Here is a 25,069-nt window from a genome sequence, read left to right on the forward strand (position 1 = left end):
CGCCACCGCCGATCGCACTCTCAGCGGCGGTGCCGCGCCGCGGGTCAGTAGCCCTGGTCCAGACCGCCCTGGTGGGGGCGGACGCGTTCGCGGAACACGTGGTAGTTCCAGGCCTGGTAGCCGATGACCAGGGGTAGGAAGATGGCGCCCACCCAGGTCATCAGCACGAGGGTGTAGTGGCGGCTGGCCGTCTCGTCCAGGGTCAGGCTGTAGGCGGGGTCGATGGTGGACGGCAGCACCTCGCCCCGGGTGAAGAGGGCGATGAAGACGGTGACGGTGGCGAAGACGATGGTGAGACCGCTCATGGCGAACGCGAGCGTGTCGCGACGCAGGGACAGGGCGAGCCAGATGCTGGCCAGGGTGGCGAACGCGCGCGATGGGGAAGAGCCACGGCAGGGAATCGCGAAATCTCGATCACATCCATGGCCGTGACCTCCTGGGCGGCCACCGGGTGAGGGCCGCGAGTCGCGCGGGGACCCGCACCGCGGACTCACGGTAACCAGTCGCGGGGCGGGGGCGCGGGAAATCCGGCAAACAACCAGATAACGTACGCTTCGCCGCGCGCGACGCCGCCCGCTGCGGGTCGGCCCCGTCACCGGAGTCGGCGGTTCCACCAGCCCGGCCGCCGCTCGGCCCGCTCCCTGAGTCGCCAGTGCTCGATGTGCTGCGTCGCGATGAGCACCGGCACCAGCCCGAGCGTCAGCAGCGCCAACCAGCGCGGCGCCGTCCGGTTCTCCCGGGCCAGCGCGACGAGGGCAGCGGCACCGGAGACGTACAGGATCGGGTTGTAGAACGGCATGAGCTCAGGCCCGAGCCCCTCGCACTCCTGCAACCAGGGCAGGCCGAGGCGGGTGCGCCGACGCGGCCAACCACGGAGGTGGGCGAGCACCGCGGCCAGGCCGACGGCGTTGCAGGCGGCGAAGGCGGCGTCGCCGGACGCCGGGCGGGTCCCGGCCGCCCGCCACACCGCCCCGGTGCCCAGGGCCCACACCCCGGCGGCGGGCAGCGGACCCAGGATCGACGCGGCCGGCATGCCGACCCCGGCCCCGAGCTCGAAGAAGACATGGGCCGCCACTCCCGCGGTGGCGAGCCTCGTCATCGGCCGGCGGCCGGGCCGGGCCGTATCGCCGGCCCTCCACCCCGTCCTGCGTACCCCCAAGGCGAGATCCTCTCGGCGTCGGACACCGGCCGTCGCCGGCCGGGCCACGGACGTACCCCGAGGCCGTGGCCCTACACCCCGGCCCTCCGGGGCGCCGTCGGTGGCAGCGGGTAGCCACGCCGCCACCGGGAGGGGACACGCGACGGGTGGAACCGCCCCCCGGCCGACGGGCGACGGCACCGGTATTGACGGTGAGCTGCGGCACACCCTTGAATGTCGGGGTGGTGACATCCGCCTTCGGAGCGGCCTCGACACGCACCACCGACACGACTCACCTCGACCGGCCGCGCCGCCACGCCACCTGGAGACGGCGACCCGGGGCCGTCGCCGCGGTGGACGATCGGGTGCACCGGCGCCGCCGGAGGATGCTGCTCAGCGCGGCGTTGCACGTCGTGTCGCACGCCATGGCCATCGGCTACTGCCTGACCACCCTTCACGAGCCGAACCGGGCCCTCATGCTCACCGCCTACGGCTGTGGGATGGCGTCCGGCCTCGCGGGCATCTGGGCCGCGCGGACGGTGACCACGAAGGCCTCCGGATACCGCGTCTCGTTCACGATCCTCCTGATCGCGCTGGTCGCGGTGACGCTGGGCGCCTACTGGGACGGTGGCGCCGCGTCACCGGCCGCCCTGGGCTTCGTGACCACGACCGTCTTCGTCGCCAACTACACGCCACGCCTGCCGCTGACGATGGCGCTCGAAGCGGTGATCATCGGGGCGTACCTCGCTGTCGCCGTCACCGGCCAGCCGACCCGGCCCGGTCACGTCTTCCTCTACGTCGCGGGCATGCTGGTCCTGGTCTCGGTCTGTTCCACACAGGCGCGGATGCTGGCGCGGCAACGTTGCCAGCTGCGTACCCTCGCGGCGCTGGACCCGCTCACCGGCGCCCTGAACCGGCGCGGCCTGGCCGACTTCGCCCGGGAGCTGCCCGGCGGCGGCCGGCCCGGCCCGTCCCTGCTCTGCCTGGACCTCGACGACTTCAAGCTCGTCAACGACCGGCTCGGGCACGCCGCCGGCGACGAGCTGCTCCAGCGGACCGTGGCGGCGGTGCGAGGAGCACTCCGCGACGGGGACGCGGTCGCCCGGGTCGGCGGCGACGAGTTCGTCGTCGTCCTGGTGGACGCCGACGCGGCCACCACGGAGACGGTGCGGACGCGGATCGGCGCGGCGGTGCGCCACCACACGGGCGTCAGCATCGGCGCGGCCACCGCCCCTCAGGACGGGAACACGCTCGAGGCCCTGATGCAGGTGGCCGACCAGCGCCTCTACCGGGTCAAGCACGACCGGCACCGGGCCGCTCCACGCGGGTGACGTTCCCGCCCCCCGGGGGCGGCGCCCTGCTGGAGCCGGGTCAGCGGTTCGTCTTGCGGGCGGTCCGCCGGTTGCCGAAGGACTCCATGGTGGTGGCCTTCTTCGCCGGTGCCCGGGTCGCCGTGGTCGTACGCGCCCGCGTGGGCGTGGCCTTCTTCGCCGGCGCCTTCTTCGCGGGCGCTCTCGTCGCGGGCGCCTTCGCGGCGGTCGCCTTCTTGGCGGCCGTCGCCTTCGCGGTCGGCTTGCGGGCCGGGACCGCCGTCGCGGAGGTGTGCTTCTTCCGGGCCACCCGGGCCGTGGTCGGGGTGGGCTTCTCCCCCGGCGACTTGGCCGCGCTCGCCCCGGTGGCCCGTTTCGTGGCGGTCGCGACCTTCTTCGCCGCCGCCTTCCGGTTCATCGGGGCCTTGCTGGCCCCGATGCCCTTCCGGGCGGAGGTGGGCCTGGTGGTGGCCCCGGTCTCGCTCCGTCGGGCATCGGCCATCGTCGCTCCTCCTCGGGTGGGTTGCCGAGGCCCGCACCGACGGTGCTGCCGACGGGACAGGCCCTGTCCGGCCGGGTCGGGCCGACCGGCGCCGGGTGTCTTCCCCCGCCCCTGTCGGCCAAACTTCGGGCCGCGGCCGGCCGGCCCGCGGCGCACGCACGGCCGCGCCGGCGGCCGAGGTGGCCGGGCCGGCGGGCACCGGCAGGACGTACCGCCGCTGCGGGCGACAGCGGCGGTACGCCGGCGGGCCGACGCTACGAGATCCGGCGGGATCCCGCCCTACGCGGCGCCGACGCGCGGCGGGGTCGGGGTGCCGTGGATGATCTGGGAGTGCGCCGCGAACGCCTGGGCCGCCACGCCGGCGATGACCGGACGCGCCTCCTCGGGCATCTGGGAGATCGCCTTCTGGACCACCTCCGGGTCGCCCTCGTACGTCATCAGCCCGAACATCAGCGGCAGCAGCTCGACCGGGGTGTCGCCCGCCCCTTCGGCGACCATCCGGTCCCACTCGCTCGCGGTGACGTGCTTCTCGATGAGCGGGAGAACCTGCTCCTCCTCGACCCGGAGATGCTCGTCCAGGGCGGGGCACATCCGGTCGAGGACGGCGGCGACGGCCTCGGCCGCCTCGCGGGTGGCGGTGTCGCGCCACGCCGCCGTGGCCGCGCGCAGCTCGACGGTCAGCTCATCGATGGTGCGGTGCTGCTGCTCCATGAGGTGCACCACCGGGGCGATCTCCGCCGCGCCGCGCTCCAGCAGCCTCGGCCAGAGGTGGGTGTCCTCGCTGTGGTGATGGTGGGAGAGCACCCCCTCGATGAGTTCGATGTGCCGGACGAGGACCTCCGCGCGCTGCCGGTCGCCGACGGCGGCGCCGCGGACGAGTTCCGGCAGCAGGGTGAACTCGCGGCGCATCATCGTGTGGGCCATGTACATCTCGCGCACGTCGGCGCGCGGTTCCGGTGCGGTCATGTGGTGCTCCCTGGTCAGGGTGGCGCCCGGCCGGGGTGGCCGAGCGGCTGGCGGTGGGGCGGGTCGCGGAGCGCCCGCCGGACCCCCTTATGTACCAATAGGTAAGGAATTGGACACTAGCGGGGCGGGACAGCCGCCGACAAATTTTTGTACCGGCCGGTTGTGCCGAGCTACGCTGACATCGAGATGGAGGTGGCACCGTGACCCAGCGGGGCAGACCGCGCGCATTCGACGACGAGCAGGCGCTCGACCGGGCGATGGAGGTGTTCTGGCGCCACGGCTACGAGGGCGCCTCGCTGGCGGAGCTGACCGCCGCGATGGGCATCAACAAGCCCAGCCTGTACGCGGCGTACGGCAACAAGGAGGAGCTCTTCCGCAAGGCGGTCGGCCGCTACGCGGAGACCGAGATGGCCTACGCCCGCGACGCCCTGGACCAGCCCACCGCCTACGAGGTGGTCGCCGCCTTCCTGCGGGCCAACGTGGCGGCCCTGACCCGCCTGGACCGCCCCGCGGGCTGCCTGTCCATCCAGGGTGGCACCGCCTGCGGCACCGACAACACCAACGTCGCGGAGTTCCTCGCCGCCAGTCGGCTGGCCGGTGAACGGCAGCTCGCCGACCGCTTCGTCCGGGCCGTCGAGGAGGGTGACCTGCCCGAGGGGAGCGACCCCGAGGCGCTGGCCCGCTTCGTCATGGTCGTCTCCGAGGGCCACGCCATCCATGCCGCCGCCGGGGTGTCGCGGGCCCAGCTGGAGCAGTCCGCCGAGATCGCCCTGCACGCCTTCACCGCGGCGGCCAGGATCGAGCGGCCGCTACCGACCCCGGCGGGCTGACACCCGCCGGGCGCCCGGCCGCCGGCCCGCCGAGCCCGCCCCGGAGGGTCAGGAGACCGGTGCGAGGTACTCGTGGAATCCCACCACCTGCCCACCGCGCATGACGAGGCGGATGCTGTGCCGTCCCTCGTACGGCTGAGCGAAGAACTCCCCGCGGCTGTGGTCCTCGAAGACCATGCCGTCCTCGGTGGCCGTCCCCCGCACGGACAGGATCTCGGTGATCCGGTTTCCCTCGCCGCCGAGCTGGCCGCAGAACTGGACGAGCTTGTCCCGCCCGTCCCGGCCCACGTACCGCCCGGGGGTGGGGGGATACGGCCACAGCACCTCGACCTCGTCGGCCAGGAGACCGAAGAACTCCTGCCACCGACCGGTCGACAGGCCCTGGCAGAAACACTCGTACGCCCGCTCGGCCCGAGCGACGACATCATCGGACGACATTGCTGATCCCTTCCGGATCGACTCACCATTGGCGGCCACCGCCCGTCGCCGAGGAAGAGACGCCCAGCTCCGGGTGGCGTTGACGGGTCAGTCGGCAGACTGCGCCTGGCACCGGTCCGCAACGCTAGACGGGGGCCGCGCGACCGGCCATGCGAGATCGTCCAGGATTCCTGCGCCATCCGCCGACCCTCGAACCGGCCGACGTCGGGCCGAGGCTGTGTCGGCGGCTCGACCGGGCACCGCTCGGGCGACTTCTGCCGGCACCACCCGGCCGTGGCCATGGATTACCGTCGCGTGGTGAGCTACCAGATGTGGGTGCAGCGGTTCGTCGGGGGCGGGCCGGCTCCGATGCTCGGGGCGGCTTTCGAAGCCGTCTTCGGGCCGTACGTCGACCGGCTGGAGCCGGAGTTCGGTTGCGCGCACGTCACGGTCCCCGACGGGGGTGACGCGACCTTCTACGGCGCCCTGTCCGACGTGGAGTTCGACAGCCTGATGATCAGCCACTTTTCCCCCGGCCAGGTGCTGGACCTGCTGGTCGAGTTCGCCCGGCGGGCCGACGCGGTGGTGATTCCGCCCGACTGCCCCACGATGTTGACCGTCGAGGACCAGCGGGACGACCTCCCCCAGGAGCTGCGTGCCGAGGCGGTGGTCGTGGCCGACGGCGCCGGCGTGGACGCGGTCCTGGCAGCCGGCTGAGCCGGGCCGGCGGCCGGTCGCAAGCGCACCTGAAGCGAATCGTAAGCGGGCTCTGGCAGTGTTCCGGGTGTCAGCGAGACACGGACCGGACATCCCAGGAGATCACGATGCGCAGGATCATCAACTCGACCTACCTCACCCTCGACGGCGTCATCGAGAACCCCGCGTGGACCATGCCGTACTTTGACGACGAGGCCGCCGCCTTCGCGGGCGAGCAGACGGACGCGGCCGACGCGCTGCTGATGGGCCGCCGCACGTACGACGGCTTCGCCGCCGCCTGGCCGAACATGGACGAGAGCGACCCGACCACCGGCGCGGCCTACTTCAACAACGTCAAGAAGTACGTCGCCTCGACCACCCTGACCGACCCGGAGTGGAACAACACCGAGGTGCTGCGGGGGGACCTGATCGAGGAGGTCACCAAGCTCAAGGCCGGCGACGGCAAGAACATCCTGATGTACGGCTACGGCGTGGTCACCCACGCCCTGGTCAACGCGGGGCTGGTGGACGAGGTCCGGTTCTGGATCCACCCGGTGCTCCAGGGCGGCCCGTCGATCAGCTCCCCGCTGGGTGAAGTGCCGACCACGCTCGCCCTGGCCGACACCCGGGTCATGAAGAGTGGCGTGATCATCGCCTCCTACCGGCCGGTCGTCGGGCAGTGACGACCGGCCGGCCGTGGCCCGGGCGCACCCGGGCCACGGCGGCGGTCGGCGACCCCCGTCCTCGTCGGTCGCCGCTCAGCGGTGCGGTGCGTGGGCGCCGTGCCGGGGCGGGCGGCCCACGGACTGGCCCGGTGCGACCACCACGAACTGGCCCATCATCCCGGCGTCCTCGTGGTACAGCAGGTGGCAGTGGTACATGTACGGCACGTCCGGGTCACTGTGGTCGGTGAAGCGCAGGGCGATCCGGATCGGCCGGTGGGGTGGGAGGTAGACGGTGTCCTTCCATCCGCCCAGCGCCGGCGGCGGCGCCTCGCCGCCGTCCGTGAGCACCTGGAACTGCACGTCGTGCACGTGGAAGTTGTGCGGCGTGCCGTCCCGGTTGACCACCTCCCACACCTCGGTGGTGTCGCGGGTGGCGGCGAAGTCGATCCGGTCCAGCTCCATCGAACGGCCGTTGATGCCGCGCCCCAGGAACTCCAACGTCCGGGTGGTCGTGGCCGACGCGGGGTCGAGTCGGTCCATCGGCGCCAGCGCGTCGGGCACCGCCGGCGACGCGACGAGCCGGTCCGCCGCGCGCAGCTCCAGCACGTCGAAGCGGTCCCGGCCGCCGGCGAACCGGTCGGCGAGCGCCCCGGCGCCCAGGTCGGGACCGGTGCTGCGCAGCGTGATCCGTTCCCCCGGGCGTACGGTCACCACGATCTCGGCGCGCTCTCCCGGGGAGAGTCGCACCCGGTCCAGTCGGGCGGTACGCGGCAGCAGCCCGCCGTCGCTGGCGATCAGGTCGAATCGGCGGCCGTCGGCGAAGCCGAAATCGTAGAGGCGCGCGGTGGAGGCGTTGACCAGCCGCAGCCGGACCCGCTCGGTGGTCACGTCCAGGTACGGCCCGACGGTTCCGTTGACCAGCAGGGTGTCACCGAGCACGCCGATGCTGGAGATGGTGTTGCGGGTCCTGCGGAACTGGCCGCTGCCCGAGAAGCTCCGGTCCTGCACGATCACCGGTATGTCGTCCACGCCGTAGTGGCGGGGCAGCGGCAGGGCCGCCTCGCGGTCGTCGTCGAGCAGGAACAAGCCGGCCAGGCCCCGGTAGACGTGCTCCTCGGTCGCGCCGTGCGGGTGCGGGTGGTACCAGAGGGTCGCCGCCGGCTGGTCCACCCTCCAGCTGGGTGACCAGGTGGCGCCCGGGCGGATCGTCTGGTGCGGGCCGCCGTCCATCCGGGCCGGCAGGTGCATCCCGTGCCAGTGCACGCTGGTCTCCTCGGGGAGCCGGTTGACCACGTTCACCACCACCCGCTCCCCCCGCTTCGCGCGCAGGGTCGGGCCGAGGAAGTCGCCGTCGAAACCGGCGGTGCGGGTGCGCCGGCCGTCGCCGCGGAAGTCGCGACTGCCCTCGCGCGCCAGCAGGTCGAACACCCGCCGCCCCTGCCCGTCGACCCGGGAGGCCGCCAACGGGGGTACGGCGAGCGGCCGGACGAAGTCGACCTCGCCCACCGTGTCGGTGCCGGCGCGGGCGAACGCCCAGCCGCCGACGGCGACGCCGCCGCAGCAGAGGACGAGGACGACGGCGAGCACGCCGACGAGCACGCGGGCCAGGGGTCGTCGTGTGGTCACGGTGGCACCTCCGGTGGGTCGGTACCAGTAGCGTGACTTCATATCGGCGGCGTTGCCAGCGGCTGGGACCGAGTTCCGGGACCGCTCCGGGATACCCCTGATCGGGCAGCTCCGGGATCACCCGCGCAGCCGGGGGCCGTTCCGCCGTCGCCGGACGCAGTCGCGCAGCGCCCGGAGCACCGCGCCGCCGGGTCAGGGAGGGGTCAGCCCGACGCGAACGGCCCGGCGACCGAAGTTACCGGTCGGTGCCAGGCCGTTCCGCTGGTGGTGGCGAGTTTCGCGGTGGTGCGGCGTCGCGCCGGTCAGGGGCCGCGCGGCAGGGGTTCGGCCAGCGCCCGCAGATCCGCCGGAAGCTGCGCCATGGCCTTCTGGAACTCCCGGTGCCCGACCACCCGGTGCATGGTCTGGAGGACGGCACGCACGCCCCGCTCCGCCACGGCTCGTTCCACTCCGGAGCGGTCGGCCACCCGGCGCAGGAACTCGTCGTACCCGAACGGCTCGGGGTCCTCTGTGCCCTTGACCAGCAGCGAACGCAGCGGGTCCGCGAGGTGGTCGGCCACGGCCGCCGCTTCGCCGCCGCTGATCCGCTGGGACAGGGTGCTCAGGGTGGCCTCGGTCAGCGACTGCGCCGTCTCCGGCGGTACGCCCGCCCGTGCGGCGACCTTGTCGAAGAACTTCAGCTCGACCATGCCATGTCCTTCCGTGCCGGAGGCAGCTGGCTACCCTCGGTCACCGGCCACAAACGTGACGTGATGGAGCAGGCGGGCAGGCGGATCGGGCTCTCTGGCTGAGAGGTCCGAACGACAACCTGTTCGGATCCCTTGTCTTATTTGCCCGAATAATCCCTTCTATGACGGTCCCGGCCGGCGCTGTGCGGCGCCGGCCGGGACCACCCCGCTCCCCGTCGCTCAGCTTCGGTTGATCGTGAACGTGCTGGTGGTGTTCCGGATGTCCTGGTAGTTGTCGCTCAGCCGGAGGTTGACGAAGGTGGCGGAGCCGACCGCCGGGCCCTGTCCGGCCTCCGGCATCTCGTTGACCCAGATCCCGTAGCCGGACTTGGCGTCGAAGGCGTCACCGCTGCGCCGCGCCCCGGAGATCGACACGTTGGTGAAGACCGTGTCGGTGATCGGGTTCTCCGGCTGGCCGCCCGTGTACTTCGTCTGGAACATGATTCCGGAGTACGTCGGGTCGACGATGTCGACGTCCGACACCCGGATGCCGCGGAACTCCTTCGACGCCGAGAAGACCCAGATCGCCGGGAAGGTCTGCGCGCCCCAGAAGTGGCCACCGGCCCGGATCAGTGAGATGTTCTCGAACCGGGTGGGCGGGCTGGCCCCGAACCCGATGAACGGATAGCCGAAGTCCAACGAGCTGATCGTGATGCCGGAGTACGTCAGCATGTCCGCGATGTAGAGGTTGCGGAACACGTTGTCGTAGCCCCCGTACACCGCGACACCCGCCGCCCGCCAGGTCAGCGTGGCGGTCAGGTTCTCGAACACGTTGCCGTGGTTGGCCTCGGACGCCCCCTGGTCGGTGGCCGAGAAGAGCGCGAAGGCGTCGTCCCCGTTGGACCGGCCCTCCGAGTTCGCGACCAGGTTGTTCGTGCTGCCGTTGGTCATGTTCACCGCGTCGGCGAAGGTGTCCCGGAACCGGCTGTTGGTGATCTTGAGGCCGCTGACGCCCACCCCCCAGTACGCGCAGACGACGTGCTCGACCCAGACGTTGTCCAGCGTCATGTTGTCGACGTCCTTCAGCTCGCCCCAGACCTTCCCCGGCCCGTCCTGCCGGACGGTGTAGTTGCCGAAGAACGCGAGGTGCTCGAAGGAGGACCCGCTCGCCGAGGACTCCACCCGGAAGCCGGCGTCGGTGTTCTGCTGTGCGGTGGGCGTCTGGAAGCGGGTGAACCACATGCCCGCGCCGACCACCTTGACCGCCCTGCCGTAGACCTGGAACTTCTGGGCGGTCTCGTAGGTGCCGGCCGGCAGGTAGACCCCGACCAGGTTGCCGGTGCTGTCCATCCGGACCCGGTCCAGGGCGTTCTGCACGTCGGAGTGGCCGAACCCGTTCGGCACCGCGTACCGGGCCGGGTCCGGGTTGGCCCGCGGCGCGACCTGCTCCAGGTTGATGAAGTCGATGGCGTACGTGGTGCCGTTCGCCGGGTCCTTCTGCAACCGGATCCGGCTGCCCGCCGGGACCGTCGAGTTCAGCAGCACGTTCGCCTCGTCGTAGAGGTGCCGCGGCGGGCCCGCGCTGGGCGAGTCGCTGGGGCTGGCCTCCGCGCCGTAGAGCCAGATGTGCTTCGAGGTGAGGCTGATCGGCTTGTGCAGCACCCCGTTGACGTAGATGTTCAGCGTCGAGTCGATCCCGCCGCCGCCCGGCGCGTCCGGGATGGAGAAGCGGGTGACCAGGGCGTTGGCCGGCGCCTTGGTGGTCCACTCGACGTACGCGCCGGTGCTGTCGAGGGTCACCGCCCGCCGGCCGGACGCCTCGCCGGCCAGGTCGCCGATGGTCCGGTTCGGCGCGAGCACCCGCGCCCCGCCGCCGACCGAGCCCTCCTCGGCCTCGTACATGTCGTACGGCAGGTTCGCCCCGCGGCCGACGAAGAGCGACCGTTCACTGGTGTTGTTCTGCCGCTTCACCGGCAGTTCGTTGGCGTCGTCGGCCAGCACGACCCGGACGGTGTACCGACCGTTGGCCGCCGTCCAGGTGCCGAGGTCGACCGGGCCGGCGGTCGCCCCGGCGGCGATGGTGCCGCCGTACGAACCGGTCAGCGTGCGGACCACGGTGCCCGCGTCGTTGAGCACGGTCAGCGTGATGCCGTGGGCGCCGCTCGCCGAGGCGACCGTGCCCTGGTTGCGCAGGGTCACCGCGAAGTTGACCGGGGTGCCGGCGCTCGGCGTGCCGGGCGACCAGGTCACCGCCGAGGCGACCAGGTCGGAGCTGGACACCGGGCTGACGGTCAGCGCGGTCGGGCTGGTGTAGCTGTTGTTCGCCTCGTCCTGCTCGATCACCGTGTTCGCCTCGTCGACCTTGCCGACCAACTCGTACCGGCCGGCGTTGCGCGAGCCGATGCTCGCCGAGACGGTGGTCGACGCGCCGGCGGCCAGGGCGCCGACGGCGGCCGTGCCGACCTTCGTCGTACCCAGGTAGAGGCCGACGGCGGTGGCGGCGGAGGCCGAGGTGCCGGCGTTGCGGACGGTGGCCGACAGGGTGATCGTGTCGGTCTCGACCGGCGCGGCGGGCGACGCGGTGAGGCCGGTGACGGTCAGGTCCGGGTTCGGCGCCGCGACGCCGATCACCTGGAGCTCGGCCACCTGCCCGTTGGTGGAGCCGGAGTTCGCGGTGAACTGGAGCCGGACATCGGCGGCCGTCGCCGAGACCGGGATGGTCACCGTGTTGCCGCTGGTCGGAGCGAACGAATACGTCGCCGCGCCGACCAGCGTGCTGAACCCGGACGCGGACTGGTCGCGGCCGAGCACCTGGAAGGTCTGGGTACGCGGACCCCAGGCCGGGTCGGGGTTGAGTTTCACCACCAGCGAACTGATCCGCGCGTTCGCGCCCAGCGCCACGGTCAGCGTGCTCGGGTACGCCCCGGGCGCACCCTCCCAGTAGGTGCTGACGTCGTCGTCGTTGGCCTTCGCCGCGGTGAAGACGTGCACCGTCGAGGAGGCGGTGATCGGCTTGCCGACGGCGAGGTTGCCGCCGCCCGGGGTGGTGCCCTCGCGGGTGACCGTGTTGCTGTTCGCCGACACGTTCCCCGCCGCGTCCCGGGCCCGGACGAAGTAGGAGACGGTGGCGGTGTCCGGTTGGTTGTCGGTCCAGGCGAGGGTCGAGCCGTTGACGCTGCCGCGGAGCGTGCCGTTGGCGTACACGTCGTAGCCGGTGACCCCGACGTTGTCGGTGGCCGCGGTCCAGGTCAGGCGGATCTGACCGGCGGCCGGCTGGGTGTGGGACAGGTTGCCCGGCGCGGTCGGCGCCACCGTGTCGCCGGTGTTGCCGGTGCGGGTCACCGTGTTGCTGTTCGCCGACTGGTTGCCCGCGGCGTCCCGGGCCCGGACGTGGTACGCGACGGTCGCGCCGGCCGGCTGGGTGTCGGTGAAGGTCAGCGTGGAGCCGTTGACGCTGGTCCGGAGCACGCCGTTGGCGTACACGTCGTAGCCGGTGACGCCGACGTTGTCGGTGGACGCGGTCCAGGTCAGCCGGACCTGGTCGGTGGCCGGTTCGGTGAAGGCCAGGTTCCCCGGCGCCGAGGGCGGCTGGGTGTCCCCGGCCGCCGGGCCGTAGACCTCCAGTTCGGAGAGCTGCCCGGCGGACCAGCCGGTGTTGGCGGTGATGAGCAGCCGGACGTAACGGGTGGCCGCGGTGGGCACGGTGACGGTGACCGTGTTGCCGGCGGCCGGGTCGAAGGCGTACGCCGCCGAGGCGACCAGGGTGCTGAAGGTCGACCCGTTGGTGCTGCCCTGCACGGTCAGCGTCTGGGTACGCGCCTGCCAGCCGGCCGGCAACTTGAGCACCAGCCGGTTGACGTTCACCGTGGCCGCCAGGTCGGCCTGGATCCACTGCGGGAAGGCGTTGTTGGCGCTCTCCCAGTAGCTGGCGGCGTTGCCGTCGTTGGCGTTGCCGGCGCCGTACACGTCGGCGTGGCTGCTCTCCGCCATCGCCCTGCCGAGCGCCAGGTTGGTCGACGAGGTGGCGGCCCCGTACACCTCCACCTCGGCGAGCTGGGCGGCGGACCAACCGGTGTTCGCGGTGATCGCGATGCGGACGAACCGGGTGCTGGTGGCGGGGAAGCCGATGGTCACGGTGTTGCCGTTGGCCGGGCTGAAGGAGCGGCCGGCGGAGGTGACGATGGTGGCGAAGCCGTTGCCGTCCGGGCTGCCCTGCACGGAGAGCGTCTGGGTACGCGCCTCCCACGCTGCGGGCAGCTTCAGGACCACCTGGTCGATGGACCGGCTGGCGCCGAGGTCGACCTGGGCCCACTGCGGGAGGGCACCGCTGCTCTCCCAGTAGCTGCCCTGGTTGCCGTCGGTCAGGTTGGCGGTGACGTACGGACCGTTGGTGCTGCTGGCGGTGGCGGCGTGGCCGGCGGCGAGGTTCGGGCCGCCGGCGGCGACGGCCGGGGGCGCGGGGGCCGCGGTGACGGCCAGGCCGACCGCGGCGAGCACCGCGACCATTCGGGTACGGAATCTGGACATGGTGGGGGTACACCTTCTTCCGGGGGATGTGGAGAGGCGTGTGCGGTGGGGCGAGGGGGCGGCGGGGCTCCGGCCGGTGGACGGGGCCCCGCCGCACCGGTCAGGTGGCGTGGACCTCGAACTCGGAGAGCTGGCCGGCGGGCCAGCCGGTGTTGCCGGTGAAGGTCAGCCGGACGAACCGGCGGTCACCGGCCGGCAGCGCGATGGACACGGTGTTGCCGCCGGCCGGGTCGAAGGTGTGGCCGGCCGAGGGCTTCAGGGTGGTCCAGGTCGTGCCGTCGGTCGAGCCGAGCACGGCCAGGGTCTGGGTGCGGGTCTGCCAGGCCGACGAGGGTGGCAGCTTCAGCACCACCCGGGACACCGGTCGGGCGGTGCCCAGGTCGACGGTGAGCGACTGGGGGAACGCGTTGTTGGCGCTCTCCCAGTAGGTGCCGGCGTTGCCGTCGACCGCGTTGGTCGCGACGTACACGTCGGCGTGGCTGGTCGCGGTGACCGGTCGCCCGGCCGCCAGGTTGCCGCTCGGCGGCGGGGTCGTGGGCGGGGGCGTGGTGGTGGGCGGCGGCGTGGTGGTCGTGCCGCCGTACACCTCGAACTCGGCGACCTGGCCGGCGGGCCAGCCGGTGTTGCCGGTTACGGTGACCCGGACGAACCGGCGGTCACCCGCCGGCAGCGGGATCGACACGGTGTTGCCGCCGGCCGGGTCGAACAGGTAGCCGGCCGAGGCCTTCACCGTGGCGAACGACGATCCGTCGGTGGAGCCGAGCACCGACAGCGTCTGGGTACGCCGCTCCCAGCCGGTCGGGAGCTTCAGCACCACCCGGTCGACGGAGCGCGCCGCGCCGAGATCGACGGTCAGCGACTGCGGGAAGGCGTTGTTGGCGCTCTCCCAGTAGCTGGCGGCGTTGCCGTCCACCGCGTTGGTCGCGGCGTAGTTCTGCGTGGCGCTGGAAGCGACCACCGGCCGGCCGAGTGCCAGGTTCCCGCCGGTCGGCGGCGGAGTGGTCGGCGGTGGGGTGGTGGGCGGTGGGCTGGTCGGGGGCGGGCTGGTCGGGCCGCCGCCCCACTGCGGTTCCGGCCACGGCCCGCAGTACGGGTTCGCGGTGTACCAGCCGGAGTTGCCGGCGCCCTGGGTGATCTGGAAGCCGCTGCCGACGCAGTTGTGGATCGGGTTGGCCTGGGCGATCCCGGTGGCGCGCACGTTGGTGAAGGACACCTGGCTGGGCGCCTGCACTTGGAGGGCGTACGTGCCGGCGCCGTCGATGCGCACGTTGGTGAAGCTGATTCCGCTGGTGGCGCCCTCAATCCAGTGCAGCGCGGCGTACGAGCTGTCCAGGATGTCGGTGTCGGTGACGTTGATCGCCGCGCCCTGGATCGGTTCGTTGAGCGCGGAGAACCAGATCGCGCCGACGCCGAACCGCCAGTTGTAGTCGGAGTTGCCGTTGCGGATCAGGGTGTTGCGGGCGACGGTGATCGTGCCGGAGACGGCGGTCGGTCCCTGGACCCCGGGATAGCGGTTGGCGACGTGGATGCCGCCGCCGTTGGTGACCGAGTCGGCGGTGACGTTGTCGGTGATCCGGATGTCCCGCCCGCCGTAGGTGACCAGGTGGTTCGCCAGGATCGTCACGCCGATGGTGTTGAAGGTGAACGAGTTGCCGACGTTCGGCACGGTCTGCGCCCACATGGCGAGCGCGTCGTCGCCGGTGTTGCGGACGAAGGTGTTGGTCACCGTGGAGTTGGTGACGCCCCAGTGGAAGTTCACCCCGTCGGCGGTCTGGTCGAGGATCCGGCTGTTGCGGATGGTGAAGTTGTCCATCGGCCCGTCCATCCACGCGCCGACCTTGGTGTGCTGCATCCAGACGTTGTCCACGACCGAGTTCGTCATGGCCCCACCGATCGCGTTGACCTGGTCCTCGTCGACCCGCTCGCGGATGTCGCCGATGATCGCGAAGTCCCGCAGGGTGACGTTGCGGCTGGGCCCGCCCGCCTCGTGCGGCCGGATCTCACCGGAGTAGCCGCCGCCGGGAACGTACTTGCCGTAGATGCCGGCCGCCCGCTTGCGGTCGGTGGGGTGCCGGCCGCCGAGCACCGAATGCCACGGCCCGGCGCCGCGCAGGGTCACCCCGTCGACCACGACGTGGTCCCAGAGGGTGAAGGTGCCGGTGGGGATCCACACCGTCCTGCCCTGCGCCCGGCCGGCGTCGACGGCGGCCTGGAACTTCGCGGTGGAGTCGGTGGCGCCCGTCGGGTCGGCGCCGAAGTCGGTCACCACGTCCAGGACGCCGGCCGGCTTGGCGATCGGCGCACCGACCAGCTCGAAGTCGGCCAGGTCGATGGTGAAGGTCGGCGACTGAGCGGTCGAGGAGACCTGGAGGCGGATCTTCGTACCGGCCGGGTAGGTGGTCCCGAACAGGGTCCGGGTCTCGTCGTAGAAGTGGTGCGGGTTGGTGTCGCCGGGGTTGTTGTTGAACGGGTAGCCGCCGTAGTACCAGCCGTACCGGGAGGTGACCGGGACGGCCTTGACCAGGGTGCCGTTGGCCCGCAGATCGATGCTGGCGTCCCGGCCGGTGCCGGCGGCGTTGTCCGGCAGGCTGTAGCGGAAGGTCACCGCGTCGGCCGGCGCGGTGAGGGTGAACTCGACGTACTCGCCGACGGCGTCGAGGGTGACGGCCTCCCGGCCGGACGCCTCCGACGGCAGCGTGCCGTAGCGGCGGTCCGGGCCGATCTTCGTGCCGTTGTGCGCGACCTCCTCCGCCTCGTGCTCGACGAACGGGACGGTCGCGCCCCGGCCGGGGATGTCGAAGGGGGACAGCCCGGCGGCGTGGGCCGGGGTGGCGGTGCTGGTCAGCGTGACAACGGTGAGCGAGGCGGCGACGAGGGCGGCGGCGAGGGCGGCGGCCCCCGCGCGGGTGCGGACTCTTCGGGGTGGGTGCGGGACGGCGGTGGCGTGCTCGGGCATGAGCGAGGCTCTCCCTTTCGTGGCTGGTGCAGGTCCCCCCGTGCGGTACGGCTGTGCGTGGGGTGGGCACCTCCTCTCGGGCTCGGGCCGGTCGGTCCGGCAGGATGGCTCGGTGCCGGCGGCAGGGACGGGGCCGCCGGCACCGAGGCGTGACGTCAGGCCGGTTCGGGCCCGACCACGGACTTCTCGGGGGTACGCAGCCAGACGGCGGTGTCCGGCGGCAGCAGGTCGTCGTCGAGCGGTCCGCTGGCCAGGAGCAGCTGTCCCCGCGCCGGCAGCGGCACCGGCGCGTCGGAGAGGTTGACCAGGCAGCGGAAGCCCCCGCCGCGGCTGAACGCGAGCACCCGTTCCGGGGCGGGCAGCCAGTGCAGCTCGCCGTCGCCGAGCGCCGGGTCGACCCGCCGGATCGCGATCGCCGCCCGGTACAGCTCGAGCATGGAGTGCGCGTCGCCGGTCTGTGCCTGTACCGTCCGGTCCTTCCAGTCGGCCGGCTGCGGCAGCCAGGGCGACGCGGACCCGTCCGGGCTGAAGCCGAACGGGGGTTCCTCGCCGGACCAGGGCAACGGCACCCGGCAGCCGTCCCGGCCCGGGTCGACGTAGCCGGAGCGCGGCCACATCGGGTCCGTACGCCGCTCCGGGGGAATGTCCTCGACCTCCGCGAGCCCGAGTTCCTCGCCCTGGTAGACGTAGGCGGCGCCGGGGAGCGCGAGCGAGAGCAGCGCCGCCGCACGGGCCCGGGTGGTGCCGAGTTCGAGGTCGGAGAAGATCCCTTCCCGCTTCTTGGCGAAGCTGAAGGTGGTGTCCTCCCGGCCGTACCGGGTGACGTGCCGGGTGACGTCGTGGTTGGAGAGCACCCAGGTGGCCGGGGCGCCGACGGGCGCGTGCGCGCTCAGCGTCCCGTCGATGCTCTCGCGCAGCGCGTCGGCGTCCCAGGCGCAGCCGAGGAAGTCGAAGTTGAACGCCGCGTGCAGCTCGTCCGGGCGCAGGTAGTTGGCGAACCGCTGCCGGTCCGGCATCCACACCTCACCGATCAGTGCCCGGTCGCCGGGGTAGGAGTCGGCGATCCGCCGCCAGTCGCGGTAGATCTCGTGCACCCCGTCGAGGTCGCGGAACGGGTGCGGCCGGTCCGGCCGGGTCTCGGGCAGCGTGCCGTCCTTGACCAGCAGGCCGGCCGAGTCGATGCGGATGCCGTCCACTCCCCGGTCGAACCAGAACCGCAGGATGTCCTCGAACTCCGACCGCACCCGGGGGTGGTCCCAGTTGAAGTCCGGCTGCTCGGGGGTGAACAGGTGCAGGTACCAGTCACCGGGGGTGCCGTCGGGGTTGGTGGTCCGGGTCCAGGTCTCCCCACCGAACTCGCCGACCCAGTCGGTGGGTGGTTGATCGCCGTTCGGGCCCCGGCCGGGGCGGAACCAGAACAGGTCCCGCTCGGGCGCGCCGGGCCCACCGGCGAGCGCGGCCTGGAACCACCGGTGCGCGGCGGAGCAGTGGTTCGGCACCACGTCGACGATGGTCCGGATGCCGCGCGCGTGGGCCTCCGCGATCAGCGCCTCCGCCTCGGTGAGGGTGCCGAAGACCGGGTCGATGTCGCGGTAGTCGGCCACGTCGTAGCCGGCGTCGGCCATCGGGGAGGGGTACCAGGGGCTGAACCAGATCGCGTCGACACCGAGCGCGGACAGGTGGTCCAGCCGGGACCGGATGCCGGCGATGTCGCCGATGCCGTCGCCGTTGCCGTCGGCGAAGCTACGGGGATACACCTGGTAGATCACCGCTCCACGCCACCACGGGCCGCCATCTGCTGTGGACACGAGCACCTGCTTTCTGAAGGTCTTCGGGGCTAGCCCTTGAGGCTGCCTGTGGTCAGACCGGACATGATGTTCCGCTGGAAGATCAGGAAGATGACGACGGTCGGGAGCGCGGCGATGACCGACGCGGCGATCACGACGTTCATGGGCGTGCCACCCGAGAAGGCGTAGATGCCGACGCTGACCGTGCGGGTCTCGGGCGACGGCATGACCAGCTTCGGCCAGAGGAAGTCCTTCCAGACCGCCGTCACGGCGAAGATCGAGACGACCCCGAGGATGGGGCGGGAGATCGGCAGGATGATCGACCACAGCGTGCGCAGCGGCGTCGCCCCGTCCATGAGGGCCGCCGCCATCAGCTCTTCGGGAATGGAGTCGAAGAACCGTTTCAGCAGGAAGATGTTGAACGCGTTCGCGACCAGGGGCAGCCAGATCGCGAACGGCGAGTCGAGCAGGTTGACGTGCAGGATCGGCAGGTCGATCACGGTGACGTACTGCGGGACGATGAGGACCATCGCGGGAATCATCAGCGTCGCCAGCATCAGGCCGAGGATGGCGTTGCCGAAGACCGGTCGGAGCTTCGACAGGGAGTACGCCGCGGCGGTGTCGAGCACGAGCTGGAACAGCACCGCGCCGGCCGCGTAGTAGAAGGTGTTGAACAGCAGCTTGGCGAGGTCCAGGTTGTTCCACGCGTCGGCGTAGTTCTGCCACTGCGGATCCCGGGGGACCAGCGTGGGCGGGGTCTGCGCGATCTCCTGGCCGGACTTGAGCGCGCCGGTGACCATCCAGTAGAGCGGCCCGAGAAAGACGAGCGTGAAGCCCACGACGACGCCGGCCAGCACCGTCCAGTAGATGATCCTGCCCCGCCCCCGCCTGAGCTGGCCATGGGAGATGAGGGTCCGGGTCCCGGAGTCCTGTGCCATTCCTCGCCCTCCTAGTCCTGTTTCGCGCTGAGCCGCAGGTAGGCGGCGGAGAACCCGGCCAGCACCACGAGCATGATCACGCCGAGCGCCGCGGCACCGTTGAGATCGTTCTGGAAGAATCCGTGCTGGTAGATGAGGTACGCCACCGAGGTCGCGGAATCCTCCGCACCCGCACCGTTGGCGAGGATCAGTGGTTCGATGAAGAACTGCATCGTGGCGACGATCTGCAGCATCGCCAGGAGCGCGAGGATCAACCGGGTCTGCGGGATCGTCACGTGGACGATGCGCCGCCAGATGCCCGCGCCGTCGAGCTCGGCCGCTTCGTAGAGTTCGCCGGGGATGTTCTGCAGTGCCGCCAGATAGATGAGCACCGCGCCGCCCATGTTCATCCACGTCGACGCGATCACCATCGCCGGCATCGTCATCTCGGGCGACTGCATCCACTGCGACGTCGGCAGGTGCAGTGCCTTGAGGATCGCGTTGAAGAGTCCGGCGTCGCTGGGGTCGTACGCGTAGAACTTGAAGAGGAAGAGCGCCGAGGCGGGCGGCAGCATCACCGGCAGGTAGACCAGGATCCGCAGGTAACCCGTGGCGTGGCGGAACTCGTTGAGCAGGATCGCCACGAAGAACGGCACCGCGTACCCGAGCAGGAGCGCGAGGACGGTGAAGAAGAGGGTGTTCCGCCAGGCGGTCCAGAAGCTGGGGTCGTCGAGGATGCGGGCGTAGTTGTCCCAGCCCACCCAGGTGGTCTCGCCACGCCGGGTGCGCTGGAAGCTCATCACGACGCCGCGGACCATCGGGTACCAGGAGAAGACCGCGAAGCAGAGCAACGCCCCGAACAGGAACGCGTGCCCGGTGAGGTTGTCCCGTACCTTGCGGCCGCGGCTCGTGCGCTCCGGCCCGGCCGGGTACGGCGGCGCTGCGCGGCCCGGGTTTCTGGTGGCACCCGGGACGGTGGTGATCGCCAAGGCAACTCCTGCGGAAGTCGGTGACCGGACGGTGCGGCGCGGGGTGTGGGGGCCGGCGTGCCGGCCCCCACACCACCGCATCAGCTCTCCGCGGCCAGCAGCTGGTTGACCTTGTCCTCGGCCGTCTTGAGCAGTGCGTCGATGTTCGCGTTCGGGTTCGTCAGCACACCGGACATCGCGGCGTCGAGTACGGCGTAGATCGCTTGCGCGTTGCGGGGCTCGCCCTTGATCGGCACCGGGTTCGCCTCGAAGATCGCGAAGTTCGTGGTGTCGAGGTTCGCGTTCGCCTTGCGCAGCTCGAACTCCTGCTTCTGCGCGTCGCTGCCGGCCGCGAAGAGCAGCGGCTGGGGCAGGCCCACCGGGTAGTTCTGCGGCTTGGCCCGGACGTAGTCGAACTGACCCTTGCCCGGCGTCAGCTTCTGGTAGGCGATCCACTTCAGACCGGCCTTGACCTGCTCGGGGGTGAGGCCCTTCTTGAAGAAGTAGCCCTCGCCACCGCCGAGCGTCGCCTTCGCCGGGCCGTCCTGACCGGGCAGCGGGCCCATCGCCCAGTCCTGGAACTTGCCCTGGAACTGGCTGACGATCGCCTGGGTGGCGTCCGGCGCGCCGATGAACATGCCGACCTTGCCGGCGCCCGCGTTGGTCAGCAGGTCGCCCCACTGCAGCAGTTGGCGGGAGCCCATGCTGTTGTCGCCGTACCGCATGTCCTTGAGGTTCTGCAGGACCTGCCGGCCCATCGCGTTGTTGAAGTCGGCCTTCTTGCCGTCCTCGCTCAGCACCTGCCCACCCTGGGAGTAGAGCAGGGAGGTGAAGTGCCAGCCTCCGGTGTTGCCGGCGCTGTACTCCGAGTAGCCGGCGATGCCGTTGCCGAGCGCGGAGATCTTCTTGGCCGCGTCCCGGACCTGGGCCCACGTCTTCGGCGGGTTGTTCACGTCGAGCCCCGCCCGCTGGAACAGGACCTTGTTGTAGACCAGACCCATCGAGTAGTTCTTCACCGGGACGGCGTAGAGCTTGCCGCCGTCGCTGAAGACCTCCTTGAGCGCCGGGTCGACGCTGTCCCAGGTCGGGATCGTGTCCTTGGTGGCGAACTCGGTGATGTCCATGGCCTGACCGGAGTCGAGCACCTGCTGGAGATCGGTCATGTACCCGTAGAACACGTCGGTCACGGTGCCGCCGGCGAGGCGGGCGGCGAAGTCCGGCGGGTTGTTGCACTGCTCGCCGACGCTGACGCTCTTGACGACGACGTCAGGGTTCTGCCGCTGGAACTCGGCGACGTCGTCGTTCCAGTTCTTCAGCAACTCCTTCTGCGAGCCGACCGGCTGGCAGTCGACGGTGATGGTGACCTTGCCGCCGGCATCGGTCGTGGCGTCGTCACCCTTCGTGGAGCAAGCCGTGAGGCTGAGCCCCAGGCCGGCCACGAGCGCCAACGCCGCAGCCTTCCGGTATCTCGGTACGGACATCTGTCCACCCCTTCGGGAACGGGCGTCGCTATGCGGATCTGGCTCTCTTGCTCGGATGTTTCGTGGCGATGACGATACAAAGCCGTACGGGTGTCCGCAATAACTGGACTAAAATCTGCAAGACAGCGATCGCAGCGTCGAGGGACAGCAAAAAGGGCGGACCCGCAGGGGTCCGCCCTTTTTGTCCTACGCCTCGGGTGCCGGAACTGATCAGCCGGTCCCGCGCACCGGCCCGGTGGAGCCACGCACCACCAACTCGGGCTCGAAGAGCAGCTCGTCGGCGAGCACGCCGGCCCCCTCGATCTGGGTGACCAGCAGGTCGACGGCGGCCTGCCCCATCGTCTCGATCGGCTGCCGGACCGTGGTCAGGGGCGGGTCGGTGCAGGTCATGAACGCGGAGTCGTCGAACCCCACCACCGAGATGTCGCCCGGCACCGAGCGACCCAACCGGCGGGCCGCCCGGATGGTGCCGAGGGCCAACACGTCGCTGGCGCAGATGACGCCGGTCACCCCCCGCTCGACGAGCTTGGTCGCGGCGACACGGGCCCCCTCCATGGAGAAGCTGGAGCGTTCCACACACTCGTCGCCGTCGGTCCAGTCGGCCACCTGGATCATCGCGGCCAGCTTCCGCCGGGACGGCACGTGGTCCTCCGAACCGAGCACCATGCCGATCCGCTCGTGGCCCAGCGAGCGCAGGTGCCCGTACGCCTGCTCCACCGCGACCGCGTCGTCGGTGGAGACCCGGGGGAACCCGAGCTCGTCGACGCCCGCGTTGACCAGCACCACCGGCAACCCCCGGTCGGTGAGCCGCCGGTAGTGCTCGTGCGACGCGTCCGCCAGCGCGTACGACCCACCGGCGAAGATCACCCCGGACACCTGGTGGTCCAGCAGCATCTCCACGTAGTCCGACTCCGGGACGCCGCCGATGGTGCGGGCGCAGAGCGCGGGGGTGAAGCCGCGCTGGGCCAGCGACCCGGTCACCACCTCGGCGAGCGCCGGGAAGATCGGGTTCTGCAACTCCGGCAGCACCAGACCGACCAGCCGCGCCCGCTCGCCCCGCAGCTTGGTGGGGCGCTCGTAGCCGAGGACGTCGAGCGCGGTCAGCACCGCCGTCCGGGTCGCCTCCGACACGCCACCGCGGCCGTTGAGCACCCGGCTCACGGTCGCCTCACTGACGCCCGCCTTGCGGGCCACCTCCGTCAACCGCTTGGTCACGCCGCAACTCTACGTGGGCTTCCTGCAAGAACTGAACCGCCAGATGCGCTGCGGCGGCAAGAAGTTGAGATCGTTTGCGGCACCGCGATCGTGCCACGCGCGGCGCGGCCACCACCGCCACCCGGGTCGGTGGCGCGGGCGACCCGGGTGGGCCGGCCGGTCATCCGGCCGGCGGGATGCTGTCGGCCCACGTCAGCGCCGCAGCGTGCCCGTACAGTCCGGGCACCCCACCGGTGTGGAGGAGGACGGTCCGCCGGCCCGGGCGGATCTCTCCTCGCCGCGCCGCGGCGATCAGCCCGGCCATCGCGCGGCCGGTGTAGGTGGGGTCGAGGATGATCCCCTCGCGACGCGCGGCGAGCGAGAGCGCCTCCCGCACCGGCTCGGTGAGCGACCCGTACCCAGGGCCGACCTGCTCGTCGTCGACGCGGAGTCCCTCGGCCGGCGCGGACGCCCCGAGCCCGGCGGCGAAGGACGCGACGACCGCGCGGGGGTCCTCCACCGCGCCCACGTGCACCCCGAGCACCCGCTCGGACCCGAGGCGGGCGACCAGTCCGGCCATGGTCGCCCCCGATCCGAGCGCGACCACCACCGTGTGCAGGTCCGGCACCTGGGCCAGCAGCTCCTCCGCCGCGGCCACGTAGCCGCGTGCGGCCAGCACACTCGACCCGCCGAACGGCAGGAGCGCGGGACGGGCGCCCGCCGCCCGCAGCCGCTCGACCACCTGCGCGGCTGCCTGGTTCAGGGCGGGCCGACCCGTGACGCCGGTGAAGACGATCTCCGCGCCGAGGACGGCGTCCAGGACCAGGTTTCCCGTCCGCGACGCACCGGGCGCTCCGGGGAACACGAGCACCGCCCGCAGACCCAGGCGCGCGGCCACCGCCGCCGTCAGCCGGGCGTGGTTGCTCTGCGGCGCACCGGTGGTGACGAGGGTGTCCGCCCCGCCGGCGAGCGCCTCCGCGACCGTCCACTCGAGCTTGCGGAGCTTGTTGCCGCCGGCCCCGAGCCCGGTCAGGTCGTCGCGCTTGACCAGCAGGTCATCGGCGCCGAGACCGAGCGCGGCGGCGAGCCGGGGCGCCGGCTCCACCGGCGTGGGCCAGGTGCCCAGCCGCACCGGTGAGACGTCGCGGGCGGATCCGGGTGGCAGTGACATCGATGCTCCAGCAGCCTTCATGCGGTGGGATGGCGAGCATGTCATGACCGCCGGCCACCCCCGCCGCGGCCCGCCTCAATCGCCGCGGAGCATCCGGTCGAACGGCGTCGGGTTGTCGTACGGGTCGTCGACCGCCGGCGCGTCCCGCCGGTCGACCTCACCCGCGAGTTCCCGGGCCGCCCGCGCGATCCGGCTGGCCAGCGACCCCTGGGTCGGGTCGCCGCCGCCCCAGTCCTCCGGCCCGGCGAAGACCCCGGTGGACACGGTCGCCGCGCGCAGGTAGCTGAACATGGGCCGCAGCGCGTGCTCCAGGATCAGCGAGTGCCGCCCGGTGCCGCCGGTGGCGGCGATCAGCACCGGCTTGTCCACCAGCGCCGTGTCGTCGAGGTTGTCGAAGAACGCCTTGAACAGCCAGCTGTACGAGGCGGTGAAGGTGGGAGTCACCGCGATCAGGCCGTCCGCCCGGGCGACGGTCTCGAACACCGACCCGAGTTCCGGCGACGGATAGCCGACCAGCGAGTGGTTGACCAGATCGTGCGCGTGGTCGCGTACCTCGATGATGTCGACGTCGACCTGCGCGCCGAGCTGCTCCAACTCGTGCCGGGCCGCGTCGGCGAGCCGGTCGGCCAGCAGCCGGGTCGAGGACGGCAGCCGCAGCCCGGCGGAGACGACCGCGAGGGTCCGCTTCATCGCGCCGTCTCCTCCGCGGCCGTCGCCCCTGCCTGCGCCGCCTTCATGGCCGGGTGCAGAGGGGCGTCCGGGACGTGGGCGGGACGACCGACGGCGAACTCCCTGCGCAGCACCGGCACGATCTCGCCAAGCATCTCGATCTGCTCGAGCACGGCCCGGTGCGGTACGCCGATCCCGTCCACGTTGAACAGTTGACGCTGGTAGTCACCTTCGGCCACCTCGCGGTACGCCAGCACGCGGTCGATCACCTCCTGCGGGCTGCCGACCACCACGGCGGTCTGCGCCATCGTCTCCTCCAGCGACGGGCCGTGCCCGTAGACCGGGGCGTTGTCGAAGTACGGCCGGAACTCCCGGATCGCGTCCTGCGAGTTCTTCCGCACGTACAGCTGCGCGCCCAGGCCGACGATCGCCTGGTCGGCGGGGCCGTGCCCGTAATGCTCGAAGCGGCGGCGGTAGAGGCCCACCATCCGCTGGACGTGCTCCTTGGGCCAGAGCAGGTTGTTGTGGAAGAAGCCGTCGCCGTAGTAGGCGGCCTGCTCGGCGATCTCCGGGCTGCGGAT

At 71.7% G+C, this 25,069-nt stretch carries 21 protein-coding genes; 4 read left to right on the forward strand and 17 right to left on the reverse strand.

Annotated features, from left to right (window positions below; translation table 11 throughout):
* Nucleotides 1–44: 44 nt before the first annotated feature.
* Together V6U79_RS27250 and V6U79_RS27255 are read right to left on the reverse strand one after the other, a co-directional pair.
* On the reverse strand, nt 45–614 hold the full coding sequence (locus V6U79_RS27250) for a cytochrome d ubiquinol oxidase subunit II (RefSeq protein ID WP_334616372.1): 570 nt from the start codon (nt 612–614) through the stop codon (nt 45–47).
* Complete coding sequence (locus V6U79_RS27255) at nt 593–1,099, reverse strand: hypothetical protein (protein WP_334524980.1); 507 nt, start codon at nt 1,097–1,099, stop codon at nt 593–595. Before V6U79_RS27255 ends, V6U79_RS27250 begins: the two co-directional genes overlap by 22 nt.
* 392 nt (nt 1,100–1,491) lie before the next feature.
* Between V6U79_RS27255 and V6U79_RS27260 the strand changes: the two genes are divergently transcribed.
* Entirely contained in the window at nt 1,492–2,469 is a 978-nt protein-coding gene (locus tag V6U79_RS27260; protein WP_334524983.1) for a GGDEF domain-containing protein, read from the forward strand.
* A 40-nt stretch (nt 2,470–2,509) separates the two neighbouring features.
* Here V6U79_RS27260 and V6U79_RS27265 read toward each other — a convergent pair whose 3' ends face one another.
* Together V6U79_RS27265 and V6U79_RS27270 are read right to left on the reverse strand one after the other, a co-directional pair.
* Nucleotides 2,510–2,950 (reverse strand): hypothetical protein, encoded by a 441-nt coding sequence (locus tag V6U79_RS27265; protein WP_334616374.1) that lies wholly within the window; start codon nt 2,948–2,950, stop codon nt 2,510–2,512.
* A gap of 279 nt (nt 2,951–3,229) precedes the next feature.
* Nucleotides 3,230–3,916 (reverse strand): hemerythrin domain-containing protein, encoded by a 687-nt coding sequence (locus V6U79_RS27270; protein WP_334616375.1) that lies wholly within the window; start codon nt 3,914–3,916, stop codon nt 3,230–3,232.
* A gap of 200 nt (nt 3,917–4,116) precedes the next feature.
* Here V6U79_RS27270 and V6U79_RS27275 point away from each other — a divergent pair, with 200 nt between their 5' ends.
* Nucleotides 4,117–4,746, forward strand: a complete 630-nt coding sequence (locus tag V6U79_RS27275; RefSeq protein WP_334616376.1) for a TetR/AcrR family transcriptional regulator — start codon at nt 4,117–4,119, stop codon at nt 4,744–4,746.
* A gap of 48 nt (nt 4,747–4,794) precedes the next feature.
* Here the strand turns inward: V6U79_RS27275 and V6U79_RS27280 are convergent, their stop codons facing one another.
* The gene (locus V6U79_RS27280) at nt 4,795–5,184 is read right to left on the reverse strand and encodes a nuclear transport factor 2 family protein (RefSeq protein WP_334524992.1); all 390 of its coding nucleotides are present in this window, start codon (nt 5,182–5,184) and stop codon (nt 4,795–4,797) included.
* Nucleotides 5,185–5,481: 297 nt separating this feature from the next.
* Between V6U79_RS27280 and V6U79_RS27285 the strand changes: the two genes are divergently transcribed.
* On the forward strand, nt 5,482–5,880 hold the full coding sequence (locus tag V6U79_RS27285; protein ID WP_334616377.1) for a hypothetical protein: 399 nt from the start codon (nt 5,482–5,484) through the stop codon (nt 5,878–5,880).
* Nucleotides 5,881–5,987: 107 nt separating this feature from the next.
* Entirely contained in the window at nt 5,988–6,542 is a 555-nt protein-coding gene (locus V6U79_RS27290) for a dihydrofolate reductase family protein (protein WP_334616379.1), read from the forward strand.
* 75 nt (nt 6,543–6,617) lie between these two features.
* Here V6U79_RS27290 and V6U79_RS27295 read toward each other — a convergent pair whose 3' ends face one another.
* From V6U79_RS27295 to V6U79_RS27350, 12 genes are all read right to left on the reverse strand, one after another.
* Nucleotides 6,618–8,150: a multicopper oxidase family protein gene (locus tag V6U79_RS27295; protein ID WP_334616380.1), complete on the reverse strand. Its 1,533-nt coding sequence runs from the start codon at nt 8,148–8,150 to the stop codon at nt 6,618–6,620.
* 302 nt (nt 8,151–8,452) lie between these two features.
* Entirely contained in the window at nt 8,453–8,839 is a 387-nt protein-coding gene (locus V6U79_RS27300) for a DUF2267 domain-containing protein (RefSeq protein ID WP_334525000.1), read from the reverse strand.
* A gap of 219 nt (nt 8,840–9,058) precedes the next feature.
* A complete protein-coding gene (locus V6U79_RS27305; protein WP_334616381.1) occupies nt 9,059–13,345 on the reverse strand; it encodes a galactose-binding domain-containing protein in 4,287 nt (1,428 codons plus the stop codon).
* A 100-nt stretch (nt 13,346–13,445) separates the two neighbouring features.
* Complete coding sequence (locus V6U79_RS27310; RefSeq protein WP_334616382.1) at nt 13,446–16,301, reverse strand: discoidin domain-containing protein; 2,856 nt, start codon at nt 16,299–16,301, stop codon at nt 13,446–13,448.
* A gap of 155 nt (nt 16,302–16,456) precedes the next feature.
* On the reverse strand, nt 16,457–18,109 hold the full coding sequence (locus V6U79_RS27315) for a glycoside hydrolase family 13 protein (protein ID WP_334616383.1): 1,653 nt from the start codon (nt 18,107–18,109) through the stop codon (nt 16,457–16,459).
* A gap of 29 nt (nt 18,110–18,138) precedes the next feature.
* On the reverse strand, nt 18,139–19,026 hold the full coding sequence (locus V6U79_RS27320; protein WP_334525007.1) for a carbohydrate ABC transporter permease: 888 nt from the start codon (nt 19,024–19,026) through the stop codon (nt 18,139–18,141).
* Nucleotides 19,027–19,037: 11 nt separating this feature from the next.
* Nucleotides 19,038–19,994 (reverse strand): carbohydrate ABC transporter permease, encoded by a 957-nt coding sequence (locus V6U79_RS27325; protein WP_334525008.1) that lies wholly within the window; start codon nt 19,992–19,994, stop codon nt 19,038–19,040.
* An 80-nt stretch (nt 19,995–20,074) separates the two neighbouring features.
* Nucleotides 20,075–21,454: an ABC transporter substrate-binding protein gene (locus V6U79_RS27330; RefSeq protein ID WP_334616384.1), complete on the reverse strand. Its 1,380-nt coding sequence runs from the start codon at nt 21,452–21,454 to the stop codon at nt 20,075–20,077.
* 210 nt (nt 21,455–21,664) lie between these two features.
* On the reverse strand, nt 21,665–22,669 hold the full coding sequence (locus V6U79_RS27335; protein ID WP_334525012.1) for a LacI family DNA-binding transcriptional regulator: 1,005 nt from the start codon (nt 22,667–22,669) through the stop codon (nt 21,665–21,667).
* Between the two features lie 160 nt (nt 22,670–22,829).
* Nucleotides 22,830–23,819 (reverse strand): D-cysteine desulfhydrase family protein, encoded by a 990-nt coding sequence (locus V6U79_RS27340; RefSeq protein ID WP_334616385.1) that lies wholly within the window; start codon nt 23,817–23,819, stop codon nt 22,830–22,832.
* A 75-nt stretch (nt 23,820–23,894) separates the two neighbouring features.
* Nucleotides 23,895–24,509, reverse strand: a complete 615-nt coding sequence (locus V6U79_RS27345; protein ID WP_334616386.1) for an FMN reductase — start codon at nt 24,507–24,509, stop codon at nt 23,895–23,897.
* On the reverse strand, nt 24,506–25,069 hold a 564-nt coding region (locus V6U79_RS27350), incomplete at its 5' end, for an LLM class flavin-dependent oxidoreductase (RefSeq protein ID WP_334616387.1). The genes V6U79_RS27345 and V6U79_RS27350, both read right to left, overlap by 4 nt.

Source organism: Micromonospora psammae, assembly GCF_036902725.1.
GTDB lineage: Bacteria > Actinomycetota > Actinomycetes > Mycobacteriales > Micromonosporaceae > Micromonospora.

What these genes read in the sequence shown, in the direction of transcription:
- V6U79_RS27255 (WP_334524980.1), bottom strand. Translation starts at nt 1,099, where the DNA reads ATGACGAGGCTCGCCACCGCGGGAGTGGCGGCCCATGTCTTCTTCGAG.
- V6U79_RS27265 (WP_334616374.1), bottom strand. Translation starts at nt 2,950, where the DNA reads ATGGCCGATGCCCGACGGAGCGAGACCGGGGCCACCACCAGGCCCACC.
- V6U79_RS27270 (WP_334616375.1), bottom strand. Translation starts at nt 3,916, where the DNA reads ATGACCGCACCGGAACCGCGCGCCGACGTGCGCGAGATGTACATGGCC.
- V6U79_RS27280 (WP_334524992.1), bottom strand. Translation starts at nt 5,184, where the DNA reads ATGTCGTCCGATGATGTCGTCGCTCGGGCCGAGCGGGCGTACGAGTGT.
- V6U79_RS27290 (WP_334616379.1), top strand. Translation starts at nt 5,988, where the DNA reads ATGCGCAGGATCATCAACTCGACCTACCTCACCCTCGACGGCGTCATC.
- V6U79_RS27300 (WP_334525000.1), bottom strand. Translation starts at nt 8,839, where the DNA reads ATGGTCGAGCTGAAGTTCTTCGACAAGGTCGCCGCACGGGCGGGCGTA.
- V6U79_RS27305 (WP_334616381.1), bottom strand. Translation starts at nt 13,345, where the DNA reads ATGTCCAGATTCCGTACCCGAATGGTCGCGGTGCTCGCCGCGGTCGGC.
- V6U79_RS27310 (WP_334616382.1), bottom strand. Translation starts at nt 16,301, where the DNA reads ATGCCCGAGCACGCCACCGCCGTCCCGCACCCACCCCGAAGAGTCCGC.
- V6U79_RS27320 (WP_334525007.1), bottom strand. Translation starts at nt 19,026, where the DNA reads ATGGCACAGGACTCCGGGACCCGGACCCTCATCTCCCATGGCCAGCTC.
- V6U79_RS27330 (WP_334616384.1), bottom strand. Translation starts at nt 21,454, where the DNA reads ATGTCCGTACCGAGATACCGGAAGGCTGCGGCGTTGGCGCTCGTGGCC.
- V6U79_RS27340 (WP_334616385.1), bottom strand. Translation starts at nt 23,819, where the DNA reads ATGTCACTGCCACCCGGATCCGCCCGCGACGTCTCACCGGTGCGGCTG.
- V6U79_RS27345 (WP_334616386.1), bottom strand. Translation starts at nt 24,509, where the DNA reads ATGAAGCGGACCCTCGCGGTCGTCTCCGCCGGGCTGCGGCTGCCGTCC.